Below are 13,666 nucleotides of genomic sequence, written 5' to 3' on the forward strand. Positions count from 1 at the left end.
AGAGGTGCCCTTGGCCCTTGTTTACAGAATTTCTCATTAGAGGCACGGGATTACATGGAAATCGGTCTGCGCGAGTGGCTGATCGTCATCGGCATCATTGTCATCGCCGGTATTCTCTTTGACGGCTGGCGCCGCATGCGCGGTAGCAAGGGAAAACTGAAATTCAGGCTCGACCGCAGTCATTCCAGCGCAGCGGACGAGGACGATACACCGTCTGCCGACCTGCTCGGACCTTCGCGTGTACTCGACACCCAGAAAGAGCCGCAGCTCGACGAGCACGACCTGCCTTCGGTCAGTGGCGAGGCCCGCGAGCCGCGGCGTCGTTATAACGACACCAGCAAGAAGCGCAAGGACGAGCCGGCATCGGGTGATCTGGACCTGAACGACGACGGCCCTGGCCTATTCTCGGCCCGCGACGATGAAGTGGACGCCGACAAGCCTGCCGCACGCACAACGGCTTCTGCATCGTCTATCGAAGACAAGGATCAGGTGCCACTGGAAGAAGTGCTGGTAATCAGTGTCATTTCCCGTGACGAAGGCGGTTTCAGAGGTCCTGCGCTGTTGCAGAACATTCTGGAAAGCGGACTGCGTTTCGGCGAAATGGATATTTTCCACCGTCACGAAAGCATGGCTGGCAACGGTGAGGTCTGGTTCTCCATGGCCAACGCGGTCAAGCCCGGCGTGTTCGATCTGGACGATATCGACCATTTCAGCACCCGTGCCGTGAGCTTCTTCCTCGGCTTGCCAGGCCCGCGCCATCCCAAGCAGGCGTTCGATGTCATGGTCGCCGCAGCCCGCAAGCTGGCGCATGAACTCGACGGCGAGCTCAAGGATGACCAGCGCAGCGTGCTGACCGCGCAAACCATCGAACATTATCGCCAGCGCATCGTCGAATTCGAGCGCCGTGCGCTGACTCAGCGTCGCTGAGTGTTCGGGCAGGGCGGCACAGCGCATGCCCGCCCGTTTGCCGACTATCTTCTTTACTGATCGAGCAGCCACGGCTGCTCTTTTTGCTTTTCGAGAGACGACCCACCATGAAGGCTGCCGAAACCCGAATCCTGGAACTGCGCACAGAGCTGGACCTGCATAACTACCGTTATCACGTGCTCGATGAGGCCAGCATCCCGGATGTCGAATACGACCGTCTGTTTCATGAGCTCAAGGCGCTGGAAGCCGAAAACCCGCACCTGGTAACCCCGGACTCGCCGACTCAGCGGGTCGGCAGCGCGGCGTTGTCGGCATTCACCCAGGTCAGTCACGAAGTGCCGATGCTCAGCCTGGGCAACGCCTTTGAGGACGACGACCTGCGCGACTTCGACCGTCGTGTGGTCGAGGGGCTGGATTTGCCGGCCGGTGACTTGTTCGGTGGCGGCGCCAGGGTGCAGTACAGTTGTGAGCCAAAACTCGATGGCCTAGCGGTAAGCCTGCTGTACCGCGATGGTGCGCTGGTGCGCGGCGCGACCCGCGGTGATGGCAGCACCGGTGAAGACATCAGCGTCAATGTGCGCACCATCCGCAATGTGCCGCTCAAGTTGCAGGGCAGCGGCTGGCCGGCAGTGCTGGAAGTGCGCGGCGAAGTGTTCATGTCCAAGGCCGGCTTTGAAAAGCTCAATGCCAGCCAGCTTGAAGTGGGCGGCAAGACCTTCGCCAACCCGCGCAATGCGGCGGCTGGCAGCCTGCGGCAACTGGATTCTAAGATCACCGCCAGCCGCCCGCTGGAATTCTGCTGCTATGGGCTGGGCCAGGTGTCTGCGGAAATAGCCGATACCCACGTCGGCATGCTCAATCAGCTCAAGGCCTGGGGCCTGCCGATCAGCCGCGAATTGCGTCTGGCCGAGGGTGTGGAGGAGTGTCTGGCGTATTACCGCGACATCGGCGAGCGACGCCTGGGCCTGGCGTACGAAATCGACGGCGTGGTGTTCAAGGTCAACACCCTCGGCTATCAGCGCGAACTGGGTTTTCGCGCCCGTGAGCCGCGCTGGGCGATTGCGCACAAGTTCCCGGCACTGGAAGAGCTGACCGAGCTGCTTGACGTGGAGTTCCAGGTCGGGCGTACCGGCGCCGTGACCCCGGTGGCGCGGCTCAAGCCGGTCAAGGTGGCGGGCGTGATGGTTGCCAATGCTACGTTGCACAACATGGATGAGGTCGCCCGTCTGGATGTGATGATCGGCGACACCGTGATCATTCGCCGGGCCGGCGATGTGATTCCACAGGTGGTGCAGGTGGTCACCGAGCGCCGTCCCGAGGACGCCCGCCCGGTGCAGGTGCCCGAGACCTGCCCGGTGTGTGGCTCGCACGTCGAGCGCACCCAGTTGGTCAAGCGCAGCAAAGGCAAGGAAACCCTCAGCGAAGGTGCCGTGTATCGCTGCATTGGCCGGCTGGCCTGTGGTGCGCAGCTCAAGCAGGCGATCATTCATTACGTCTCGCGCCGGGCCATGGACATCGAAGGCCTGGGCGACAAGACCATCGAGCAACTGGTCGACGAGAAACTCATTGGCTCGCCGGCCGACCTGTATGCCCTGCAATACGATCAGATCATCGATCTGGAAGGCTTTGCCGAGGTCTCCAGCAAGAAGCTGCTCGCGGCCATTGCCGACAGCAAGCAACCGACACTGGCACGCTTTATCTATGCGCTGGGCATTCCGGATGTCGGTGAAGAGACCGCCAAGGTCCTGGCCCGCTCGCTGGGTGCGCTGGAGCGGGTCAAGCGCGCGTTGCCGCCGGTACTGACTTACCTGCCGGACGTCGGCCTGGAAGTCGCTCACGAGATTCACAACTTCTTTGAAGACGAACATAACCGCAACGTCATCGATGCCTTGTTGGGCGAACGCGGCCTGCAATTGCAGGATGAAGGCGCACTGGGCGCCGAATTCGCCGCCAGCGCGACCCTTGACGGAATGCTCGACAAGTTGGGTATTCCTTCGGTGGGGCCGGGCGGCGCCTTGAAGCTGGCCGAGCGCTTCGGCTCGCTGGACAACGTGATTCAGGCCGACTGGCTGGACATGCGCCAGACCCTGCCTGAAAAACAGGCAAAATCGGTGCGCGAGTTCTTTGATATCCCGGCCAACGCCGAGCGCGCCCGTGCCATCGAAGCCCAGCTCAAGGACTTCGGCATGCATTGGCAAAGCGAGAAGAAAACCGTCGAAGGCCTGCTGCTGGTTGGCCAGACCTGGGTGTTGACCGGTTCTCTGGAACGCATGAGCCGCGATATCGCCAAGGACAAGCTGGAAAGCCTGGGCGCCAAGGTCTCAGGCTCCGTGTCGGGCAAGACCCACACGGTGGTCGCCGGTCCCGGTGCCGGTTCCAAGCTGACCAAGGCCAATGAACTGGGGGTCAAAGTGCTCGATGAAGACGCATTCATCGAGTTTCTGGCTGGGCAGGGGATTGCTTGACGGGCGGCGTTTATTTAGACGGAACCCCTGTATACGCCCATGATCTAGTCATTCAGGCCAACAGGGGAAATCCGCCATGTTTCATTTTTTCGAGCAATTGAGTTCGCGTATCGCAGCGCCGTTCATGGGTGAAACCCGGCGCAATAGCAAGGTCTGGCAGTGCCGTTGTGGCCAGTCGGTGTTTTTTCCCAACACCCAGTGCCTGGCCTGTGAGGCCGCATTGGGTTACTTGCCCGAGCAGAGCCGGGTCGTGGCGCTGGAGCCGGCTGCAGAGCCGAACACCTGGCGCCTGAGCGACGAGCCGGGCATCGGTCTGTACCGGCGCTGTGCCAACCTGCAGACGCCAGCAGCCTGCAACTGGTTGTTCCCGGCCCATGATCTGGGCGAGTTCTGTGTCGCGTGCAGCCTCAACCGGACCATTCCCGACCTGTCGATCCCTGAAAATCACGAGCGTTGGCGCAAGGTTGAAACCGCCAAGCGGCGCCTGGTGGCCCAACTCATTTCGCTGGGGCTCAGGGTCATTCCCAAATCGGTGGATGAAGAGCGCGGTCTGGCCTTCGATTTCATCGGTGTCGACCTTGAGGGTCGCAAGCCCACGACCGGCCACGCCAATGGCCTGGTCACGCTGGACATCAAGGAAGCCGACGACGCCCATCGCGAAGCGGTGCGCGTGCAGATGCGCGAGCCGTATCGCACCTTGCTCGGCCATTTCCGTCACGAAGTGGGGCATTACTACTGGGATCGGTTGATCGCCAATACCAAGTGGGAAGAGGGTTGTCGTCAACTGTTCGGCGATGAACGCGCCAGCTATGCCGAAGCACTGGATCGCCACTATGAGCAGGGCGCGCCGGCTGACTGGCAAGAGCGCTATGTCAGCGCCTACGCGACCATGCACCCGTGGGAAGACTGGGCCGAAACCTGGGCGCACTACCTGCACATGGTCGATGCCGTCGACACCGCACTGGGCTTTGGCATGAGCGCACGGGACATGGAGCTGGATTTCCAGCCATTCCCGCTCGATACCCTGTATGACCCGCAGCACCCCAGTGGCACGGCGTTCCTGTCGTTCGTCAACGCCTGGATCGAGCTGGCCAGCATGCTCAACGAACTGTCGCGCAGCATGGGCCAGCCAGATTTCTACCCGTTCGTCCTGCCACCGGCGGTGATTGCCAAGCTGCATTTCATTCATCTGGTGATTCAGGATGCGGGCGGCAAGGCCGATGAGGTGTTGCAGGCCTGATCCAAGTATCTGAACCTCTTCAGATTTTTAATTTTATTCAAAGGTTGTAACTTCGCTTCAGGTAGGTACAATGGCGCGGCTTGTCACTGGCAAGTGTCGTTATGGTAGCCCTATCGGTCCCCTCGCAACGATTACCCGTGAACCTGGTCAGATCCGGAAGGAAGCAGCCATAGCGGGAACATTGTGTGCCGGGGTGTGGCTGGTGGGGCTGCCACCTTTCTTGAGCTCATGTTCTTGAGCTGCATCAAATTACTCTTCTTGCTTACCCACGGGTCACCTCGATTCAGCCTCTCTTCGTCTTTTTCCTGCACAGCCCACAGCTGCGTTTTCGGCTGTCCGGCATTTTTAATTTTTGTTGCATATGCAATCACATTGGATTATTCCTTCACCTCCGAGGTATGTAACCCAGAGGAGTTTGAAGGGATGGACACCCAGCGTCTTCAGCATAACGCGCCAACCGATAGTGCGGTTCAGGTCTGTATCCAGCGTATCGAACAGTGGCGTCAGGAGGGCGCCGGCAGTTGCAGCTCGCCCTTGTTTACCAGCCTTGAGGTGTTACGGCGCCTGGAGCAAGAAGCGTCTCTGCATGGCCAGCTGCAGGTGATCAACGACCGCGCCGATAATCAGCGCAGCGACACGCCGATCAGTGCCTGGCCGCTGTGGTTCAGTGAGCGCGCCAGGCATGAGCAGCCGTTGTTCTACCTGACTCAATCGGCGACGTCGGCACACGTGTCGATGCTGACGAGCCAGATCGGCGAGCGCGGCATTGTGCTCAATGACATCGAGTCGTCGCCGTCGCGCTGGGCCAAGGGCGCGCATCCCTGGTTACCGTTATGGCTGGCTGCCAACCGGCATTGTTTGCCGTTCGACCCGGCCTGTGGCGAGGAAGCCCTGGTGGTGCTGGCCGGCGCGTTGCAGTCGTTGTATCTCGATGCGCAGCCAGCCTTCTGCTACATGACCCTGCATGACGAGCCCGGCGAAGACGTTGCCTGCGACCGCACCCAGGCCTGGCTGGGCATGTACCGTTTGCCGTCCGGTAGCGAGCAAACAGGTCCGTGTATCCGTTTGCTGGGCGCGGGGCTCATGCTGCGTGAAGTCCGCGCGGCTGCGCAGTTGCTTGAACAGGAGTGGGGCGTCAACGGTGAAGTCTGGAGTTGCCCCAGTTACACCCGGCTGGCGCGTGATGCCGAGGCGGTGCAGCGCTGGAACCGCCGGCATCGCAACGAAACGTCGCGTCGTTGTCACCTGCATGAGTGCCTGGCAGCGACCCATGAACCGGTGTTGGCGGTGACCGGTTATGCCGAATTTGTGGCAGCGCAGATCGGCGCTCACCTGACAGCACCGTTCAGTGCGCTGGGGGCTGACAGCCTGGCGCCTGACCAGCACCTGAACCGTTACTGGATGGTTTACAGCGCGTTGCAGGCGCTGGTGCGTGAAGGACAGTTCAGCGCTCAGGTGCTGTGCCAGGCGCAGCAGCGTTATCGCCTGGTGTGAGCCGGCTTACGGGCATTGCCAATGGTTTCTTCAAGTGCCATGGCAAACGCCCGTTGCTGCTCGTCATCGAACGCCGTGAGAAACAGCTCATCGACCGCCTGTTTGTAAATCACCCACATCCGTTTGCGTAATTCCCGCCCGCTGTCGGTGATGCAGGCCGTGGCGCCGCGCCCGTCTTCAACAGCCTTGATGCGCTGCACAAACCCGTCTTTTTCCAGGCGATCGACCAGACGGGTCAGGTTGTAGCGTTCGATCGCCATCACATCGGCCAGTTCGTGCATGCGCCGGCAACCGTCCGGGCCGCTTTCGATGCCCCACAGGGCGTCGTACCACGCATAGGGCGGCAGTTTCTCGTCGGCCAGGCGTCGTTCGATTTCGCGGATAAGGCTGCGATGGGCGCGAACGAAGTTGAACCAGAGGTCCGGGGAAGGGGTGGCCATGCAGGCTCCAGAGAAGGGGCTGAGTAGTAATTGCAGTTGCAATCATAGCGCGCTTAACGATAGATTCAATTGCAAGTGCAATCAAATGGCCTGGCACACACGTGCTGGCCGCTGCCCGTCCAGGAGGATTTTCGATGGCGCAAAGCTCCCCTCACCTTGATGCTGACCCGCAGGAAACCCGCGAATGGCTCGACTCGATCGCTTCGGTGGTCGAGGTAGAAGGCCGCCCGCGTGCGCATTTTCTGATCGACCAGTTGCTGGACTTCGATGTCTCGCTGCATGGCGACTTTCATGGCCGGGTCACCACGCCTTACATCAACAGCATCGGCACCGAGCGCGAGCTGCCGTATCCGGGCGATCTGGCGGTAGAGAAGCGCCTGAACGCCTACATCCGCTGGAACGCGCTGGCCATGGTGTTGCGTGCCGGCAAGCATTCCGGGGTGGGCGGTCATATCGCCACCTACGCCTCGGCGGCGGTGCTGTATGACGTGGGCTTCGAGCACTTTTTCCGTGGCCGCACCGAGGCCTTTGCTGGCGACATGCTGTATATCCAGGGCCACTCGTCGCCGGGTATTTATGGCCGAGCCTACCTTGAGGGCCGCCTGAGCGAAGAGCAACTGGATAATTTCCGCCGCGAGACCGATGGCGGCGGCATTTCGTCCTATCCACACCCACGGCTGATGCCTGATTTCTGGCAGTTCCCGACCGTCTCCATGGGCCTGGGGCCGATCACCGCCGCCTATCAGGCGCGCTTCATGCGCTACCTGGAAAATCGCGGCCTCAAGGCGCATCAAGGGCGCAAGGTCTGGGCTTTTCTGGGCGACGGCGAGATGGACCAGCCGGAATCACTGGCGGCCATTTCTCTGGCCGGTCGCGAGAAGCTCGACAACCTGATCTTCGTGGTCAACTGCAATCTGCAGCGCCTCGATGGCCCGGTGCGTGGCAACGCCAAGGTGATTCAGGAGTTCGAGAGCCTGTACCGCGCCGCCGGCTGGAATGTGATCAAGGTCATCTGGGGCGGCGGCTGGGACGCCTTGCTGGAAAAAGACCAGAGCGGCCTGCTGCGCCAACGCATGATGGAGTGCGTGGATGGCGAATATCAGACCTACAAGTCGCAGAACGGCGCTTATGTGCGCGAGCACTTTTTCGGCAAATACCCGGAACTGCTGGCGCTGGTCAGCGATATGACCGATGAGCAGATCTGGAAGCTGTCGCGTGGCGGTCACGACCCGGTCAAGGTCTACAACGCCTACAGCGCCGCCATGCGCCACAAGGGCCGGCCGACGGTGATCCTGGCCAAGACGGTCAAGGGCTTTGGCATGGGCGAGGCCGGCGAAGGGCAGAATATCAACCACCAGCTCAAGAAAATGGGCGGTGATGCGGTCAAGGCCTTCCGTGACCGCTTCGGCCTGGAGCTGTCCGACGACCAGCTCGGCGAAATGCCGTACTTGCGTCCGGCGCCCGACAGCCCCGAAGCCCGCTACCTGCAAGCACGCCGCGCCAGCCTGGGCGGGCAGATACCGGCACGCCAGGCTGAGGTCGAGCCGTTGGCCATCCCGCCGCTGTCGGCACTCGAAGGCCAGCTCAAGGGCACTGGCGAACGGACCATTTCGACCACCATGGCGTTCGTGCGCATCCTCAGCACCTTGCTCAAGGACCCGCAGATCGGTCGTCTGGTGGTGCCGATCGTGCCCGACGAGTCGCGCACCTTCGGCATGGAAAGCATGTTTCGCCAGATCGGCATCCATTCCCATGTCGGCCAGCTCTACACCCCGCAAGACGCAGGAACCCTGTCGTACTACAAGGAAAGCAGCGACGGCCAGATCATGCAGGAAGGCCTCAACGAGTCGGGCGCCACCTCGTCGTGGATCGCGGCCAGCACCTCATACGCCAACCACGGCGTAATGACCCTGCCGTTTTACATCTTCTATTCGATGTTCGGCTTCCAGCGCGTCGGCGACCTGCTGTGGGCGGCCGGTGATGCCCGTGCTCGTGGCTTTTTGCTCGGCGCTACGTCCGGGCGTACCACGCTGATGGGCGAAGGCCTGCAACATGACGACGGCCACAGCCATGTCATGTCGGCGACCGTGCCGTGCTGCCTGTCCTACGACCCGACTTATAGCTACGAGCTGGCAGTGATCATTCATGACGGCATGCAGCGAATGTTCGTCGAGCAGCAGGACGTCTACTACTACATCACCGTGCTCAATGAAAACTACACGCACCCGGACATGCCCGAGGGTGTGGAGCAGGGCATCATCAAGGGCTTGTACCGCCTGCCGGTCGAGCGTGCGGTGAATGGCGCGCGGCATGTGCAACTGATGGGCAGCGGTGCGATTTTGCCCGAGGTGCTGGCTGCCGGCGAAATCCTTGAGCGCGACTATGGCGTCAGCAGCGAAGTGTGGAGCGCCACCAGCCTCACCGAGGTGCGTCGCGACGCGCAGGCGGCGGAGCGCTGGAACCTGTTGCATCCACTGGACGAACCGCAAGTACCGTATGTGCGCCAGGTCCTGGAGGGCCATCCGGGGCCGGTGATCGTGGCCACTGACTATATGAAGATTCATGCTGATCAGATTCGTCCGTGGCTGGGCGACCGGCGCTTCGTGGGGCTGGGCACCGACGGCTTTGGCCAGTCCGATACCCGCGAGGCCTTGCGCCGGCACTTCGAGGTCGACCGGCAATTCATCGTGCTGGCGGCGCTCAAGGCGCTGGCCGATGACGGCGTGATCGAGCGTGAGGTGGTGGCCAGGGCGCTGGTCGATCTGGGTATCGATTCTGAAAAGACCGACCCGGTCAGCGTCTGATTCGTCCATGCGGGTTATGATGCACGCCAGTCAACCGCGAGCCTGCCGTCACCCATGTTCACCATCACCCGCCTGGAAAATCCGCCGCCCGAATCGATCAAGAGCCAGATCATGCAGATGGTCATCGACTATGTCAGTGACATCGGCATGGTCGGCATCCTGCCGAGTAACCCGCTGTACCCGCTGTATCAGTACGGAGTCGGTTTCGAGGTCAATCGCTATCAGGAGGCCATGGATGGTTCGCTGGGCTTGTCGGTAGAGCTGGTGTTGGCGCTGGATGCCGAAGACCCGGCCACGGTGATTGGCTTTCTGCTGTATCTGCCCTATGAAGACGATCCGCAGGCGTGTGCTGTGGCCTATATGGCGGTGCTGGCCAACCGGCGCCGCCAGGGCGTGGCACGGGGCATGCTGGCCGCGATGCTTGCGCGTTACCCGCATGCGGAGCTGGCCTGCTTTGCCAGCAAGGTGCCGTGTTTCGAAGCGCTGGGCTTTCAGGTGTTGGGCGCGCGTGGCCCGCAGGTGTTGATGAACAATCGCGACCACAGCTCGGACGGGCGGCTTGCCGTGCTGGATGTCGAGCCGATCTATCGCAGCGAGCAAGTGCTGCAAATTCACGCCTACCTGCTTAACCAGCATGGCCGGCGGGCGATGAGCGACGCCGAGAAAAACCGCGACCGGCATCTGGACCGCCTGGCGCGCCAGGCCGATGCATTGGTGGTCGAGCGCCTGGGCGAGGGCGCGCTGGCGCCGGCCCGGCGACCATTACGGTTGATTTAGGCGAATGCCCTGTCAAGGCCCATCATTGGCCGGCATGGCGGTATAGCGGTCGACGATCTGCTGGATTTCACCGGACATTTTCATCCGCAGCAGGGTGCGCAGGATCTTTTGTGCCGGTAAGGCCGAGTCGTTGCGCACCATGCAGGCGGCGGGCTGTTCGCTGATCACCGACACCACCTTCAAGCGCCGTTTTGTCGACAGGTCGCGGTTGACCCAGTCCAGCGCCAACTGACTGCCCACTGCATAGTTATAACGAGCAGCCACCAGTTTTCTCAGCACTTGTTCTTCATTGCGGGCGTCTTCGCGCAGCAGGTTGTGGTTGTTGAACAGGTGCTTCAGCTCCGGGTAGGTGTAGCCCAGCACGGTGCCGACCACTTCATTGTCGAATTGCTCGGGGTAGGGGCCGACGGTTTCAGGCGAAGCCAGCAGCAGGTCGCGCTGGATCAGGATCGGCAGGCTCCAGAAATAGTCGCCCGACAGGCTGCTCAGCCAGGCCGGTGACGTGTAGCAACGCACATCGATATCCCCTTGTTCCATCGCTGTCTGTATGCGCAGGCGCGGCAACACGTGAAACTCGGCTGTGCGCCCGACCTGACGAGCCAGGCTCTGCATGATGTCGAACAGAATGCCGGTGGTCGGTTGGTGGCCTTCTATACGAATCAGCGGCATTGACCAGCTCTCGGTCACCGAGAAACGCAGCGGCGGCTCGCTGGCGGCACCGGTGGTCTGGGCAAACGGCAGCATCACGCTCAGCAGCGCGCTGCACAGGGCGATTTTTAGCGTGAAGAGACCAGGGCGCGGCAGATTCGATGGCATGTCTGTACCTGTTCGAGGCTAGGTCGGGATCGTGCACGCAGGCCGGTAACGTGTCCAGTACATGACACCAGATGCAATTTTAGCCTTGCTCCGCTAGCATTAGCGGTCTTCAGCTTCCCTTCGCGACGGTTTTCGATGAGTTATCAGGTTCTTGCACGTAAATGGCGTCCGCGCTCGTTCCGCGAAATGGTCGGCCAGACCCATGTGCTCAAGGCTCTGATCAACGCCCTGGACAGCCAGCGGCTGCACCATGCCTACCTGTTTACCGGCACGCGAGGGGTGGGCAAGACCACCATCGCGCGCATCATCGCCAAGTGCCTGAACTGCGAAACCGGCATCACCTCGACGCCCTGCGGCACCTGCTCGGTGTGTCAGGAGATCGACGAAGGCCGCTTTGTCGACCTGATCGAGATCGACGCCGCGAGCCGCACCAAGGTCGAGGACACCCGCGAACTGCTCGATAACGTGCAATACGCGCCGAGCCGTGGACGCTTCAAGGTCTACCTGATCGACGAAGTGCACATGCTCTCCAGTCACTCGTTCAATGCCTTGCTCAAGACCCTCGAAGAGCCGCCGCCCTACGTCAAGTTCATTCTGGCGACTACCGATCCGCAAAAGCTGCCGGCGACCATCCTCTCGCGTTGCCTGCAGTTTTCGCTGAAAAACATGACCCCCGAGCGGGTGGTGGAGCACTTGAGCCATGTGCTGGGTGCCGAAAACATTCCTTTCGAAGACGATGCGCTGTGGCTGCTGGGGCGCGCCGCCGACGGTTCGATGCGCGATGCCATGAGCCTGACCGACCAGGCCATCGCCTTTGGCGAGGGCAAGGTGCAGGCGGCCGATGTGCGGGCCATGCTCGGCACGCTGGACCATGGTCAGGTGTTCGATGTACTGACCGCGTTACTTGAAGGCGATGCCCGTGGCGTGCTTGAAGCCGTGCGCCACCTGGCCGAACAGGGCCCCGACTGGAGTGGCGTGCTCGCCGAAATACTTAATGTGTTGCACCGTGTGGCGATTGCCCAGGCCTTGCCTGAAGCGCTCGACAACGGTCATGGCGACCGCGAGCGGGTGCTGGCGCTGGCCCAGGCGCTGCCCGGCGAAGACGTGCAGTTCTACTATCAAATGGGCCTGATCGGCCGGCGCGACCTGCCGCTGGCGCCCGATCCACGTGGCGGCTTTGAGATGGTTCTGCTGCGCATGCTGGCATTCCGGCCCGCCGACAGCAGCGACGCACCGAGCCAGCCACTAAAGCCAGTGGGGATCAGCCAGGCCAAGGTTGATCCCCGTCCGGCGGTGGCCCCAGCGCTGCAAGCCCCGGCCGCACCCGTTGCGCCAAAGCCTGCTCCTGCTCCTGTTCGTGAGCTTGAACCTCAGCCGCAACCGGTCGAAGAGGTCGATCTGCCGTGGAACGAGCCCAAAGCGCCTGAGCAGGTTACGGCCCCCGTCGCGCCAGAACCTGTGCTCGAAACTGCCGCCGAGCCGCCCGAACTGACCCCGATGCCGGTCCCGACGCCGGCCAGCCCGGTGCCTGATGCACCTCAGGTGGAAGAACCTGCGCCTGAGCCGGTGGCGGTCATGGCCCCGGATCGAGGCGCCGGCGCCCTCGAAGACATTCCCGACAGCGCCTACCTGTCGGCGCCGCTGGCGCGTGACGACGAGCCGCCGCTGGACGATGACTATGTCGAGCCTGAGGTCGATATCGACCCGGCTTCGTTCAGCTACCTCGACGAACTCGCCCACGAAAGCGTGCAGCACCAGGAAGCACCGGAGCCAGAACCCGAGCCTGCTGCCATGCCGGCCACCGGGCTGGCGCTGGAATGGCTGGAGATTTTCCCCAAACTGCAAATCTCGGGCATGACCGGCAGCATTGCCGCCAACTGCACGCTGATCAGCGCCGAGGGTGCCCGCTGGCTGCTGCACCTGGACCCGGCGCACAGCGCATTGTTCAACGCCACCCAGCAGCGTCGCCTGAGCGATGCGTTGAACCAGTACCATGGCCGCCCGATCCAACTGAGTATCGAACTGATCCGCCCGGAGCAGGAAACCCCGGCCCAGGCCGCCTCACGGCTGCGCGCCGAGCGTCAACGCCAGGCCGTGGCGTCGATTCAGGCCGATCCGTTCGTCCAGCAAATGATGCAGCAGTTTGGTGCGGTGATTCGCGAGGATACGATCAAGCCGGTCGACGCTCCTGAAGTGCAAGCTCACTGATTGAACGCACAGCGCTCATAGGCGTTGTGCAAACCAACCATCCGTTTGAAGGAGATACCCCATGATGAAAGGTGGCATGGCTGGCCTGATGAAGCAGGCCCAGCAAATGCAGGAAAAAATGGCCAAGATGCAGGAAGAACTGGCCAATGCGGAAGTCACCGGTCAATCGGGCGCAGGCCTGGTGAGCGTGGTAATGACCGGTCGTCACGACGTCAAGCGCATCAACCTGGATGACAGCCTGATGCAGGAAGACAAGGAAGTGCTGGAAGACCTGATCGCCGCCGCCGTCAACGACGCCGTGCGCAAGATCGAGCAGGCCAGCTCGGAAAAAACCGCGAGCATGACTGCCGGTATGCAGCTGCCGCCGGGCATGAAACTGCCGTTCTAACGGCTGTTTTTGTGCAGGTAAAAAATTGCCAGGCTCATGTCCTGGCATTTTTTTGTCTGCGCAACACGAAACAATGAAAATCGAACGCCAGGGATGAGCAGTGGTCT

The 13,666-nt window shown here is 61.7% G+C and carries 10 protein-coding genes and 1 other RNA gene; 9 read left to right on the forward strand and 2 right to left on the reverse strand.

The window, feature by feature from the left end:
- The first annotated feature begins 54 nt into the window (after positions 1–54).
- The 5 genes from zipA (at position 55) to ACYP2A_RS21775 (ending at position 6,126) form a co-directional block, all read left to right on the forward strand.
- A complete protein-coding gene (gene zipA / locus ACYP2A_RS21755; RefSeq protein WP_459747990.1) occupies positions 55–927 on the forward strand; it encodes a cell division protein ZipA in 873 nt (290 codons plus the stop codon).
- 107 nt (positions 928–1,034) lie between these two features.
- The gene (gene ligA / locus ACYP2A_RS21760; protein ID WP_459747992.1) at positions 1,035–3,392 is read left to right on the forward strand and encodes an NAD-dependent DNA ligase LigA; all 2,358 of its coding nucleotides are present in this window, start codon (positions 1,035–1,037) and stop codon (positions 3,390–3,392) included.
- 76 nt (positions 3,393–3,468) lie between these two features.
- The gene (locus tag ACYP2A_RS21765; protein ID WP_459747993.1) at positions 3,469–4,632 is read left to right on the forward strand and encodes a zinc-binding metallopeptidase family protein; all 1,164 of its coding nucleotides are present in this window, start codon (positions 3,469–3,471) and stop codon (positions 4,630–4,632) included.
- Positions 4,633–4,743: 111 nt separating this feature from the next.
- Positions 4,744–4,840, forward strand: an RNA gene (gene ffs, locus ACYP2A_RS21770) — signal recognition particle sRNA small type.
- Positions 4,841–5,055: 215 nt separating this feature from the next.
- Complete coding sequence (locus tag ACYP2A_RS21775; protein WP_459747994.1) at positions 5,056–6,126, forward strand: transketolase-like TK C-terminal-containing protein; 1,071 nt, start codon at positions 5,056–5,058, stop codon at positions 6,124–6,126.
- Here ACYP2A_RS21775 and ACYP2A_RS21780 read toward each other — a convergent pair.
- Positions 6,111–6,566 (reverse strand): MarR family winged helix-turn-helix transcriptional regulator, encoded by a 456-nt coding sequence (locus ACYP2A_RS21780; protein ID WP_459747995.1) that lies wholly within the window; start codon positions 6,564–6,566, stop codon positions 6,111–6,113. The two genes, ACYP2A_RS21775 and ACYP2A_RS21780, sit on opposite strands and share 16 nt — an antisense overlap.
- A gap of 134 nt (positions 6,567–6,700) precedes the next feature.
- Between ACYP2A_RS21780 and aceE the strand changes: the two genes are divergently transcribed.
- Together aceE and ACYP2A_RS21790 are read left to right on the forward strand one after the other, a co-directional pair.
- Positions 6,701–9,370, forward strand: a complete 2,670-nt coding sequence (gene aceE, locus ACYP2A_RS21785; RefSeq protein WP_459747996.1) for a pyruvate dehydrogenase (acetyl-transferring), homodimeric type — start codon at positions 6,701–6,703, stop codon at positions 9,368–9,370.
- A gap of 54 nt (positions 9,371–9,424) precedes the next feature.
- Positions 9,425–10,147, forward strand: coding sequence for a GNAT family N-acetyltransferase (locus ACYP2A_RS21790; RefSeq protein ID WP_459747998.1), 723 nt, complete (start codon positions 9,425–9,427; stop codon positions 10,145–10,147).
- A 12-nt stretch (positions 10,148–10,159) separates the two neighbouring features.
- On the opposite strand, the gene ACYP2A_RS21795 is transcribed toward ACYP2A_RS21790, so the two are convergent.
- Positions 10,160–10,891, reverse strand: a complete 732-nt coding sequence (locus ACYP2A_RS21795; RefSeq protein WP_459748094.1) for a substrate-binding periplasmic protein — start codon at positions 10,889–10,891, stop codon at positions 10,160–10,162.
- A 207-nt stretch (positions 10,892–11,098) separates the two neighbouring features.
- On the opposite strand from ACYP2A_RS21795, the gene dnaX reads away from it, so the two are divergent.
- Together dnaX and ACYP2A_RS21805 are read left to right on the forward strand one after the other, a co-directional pair.
- A complete protein-coding gene (dnaX, locus tag ACYP2A_RS21800; protein WP_459747999.1) occupies positions 11,099–13,171 on the forward strand; it encodes a DNA polymerase III subunit gamma/tau in 2,073 nt (690 codons plus the stop codon).
- Between the two features lie 61 nt (positions 13,172–13,232).
- A complete protein-coding gene (locus ACYP2A_RS21805) occupies positions 13,233–13,559 on the forward strand; it encodes a YbaB/EbfC family nucleoid-associated protein (RefSeq protein WP_459748000.1) in 327 nt (108 codons plus the stop codon).
- The last annotated feature ends 107 nt before the right edge of the window (positions 13,560–13,666 follow it).

The organism is Pseudomonas sp. 3A(2025), assembly GCF_054589175.1.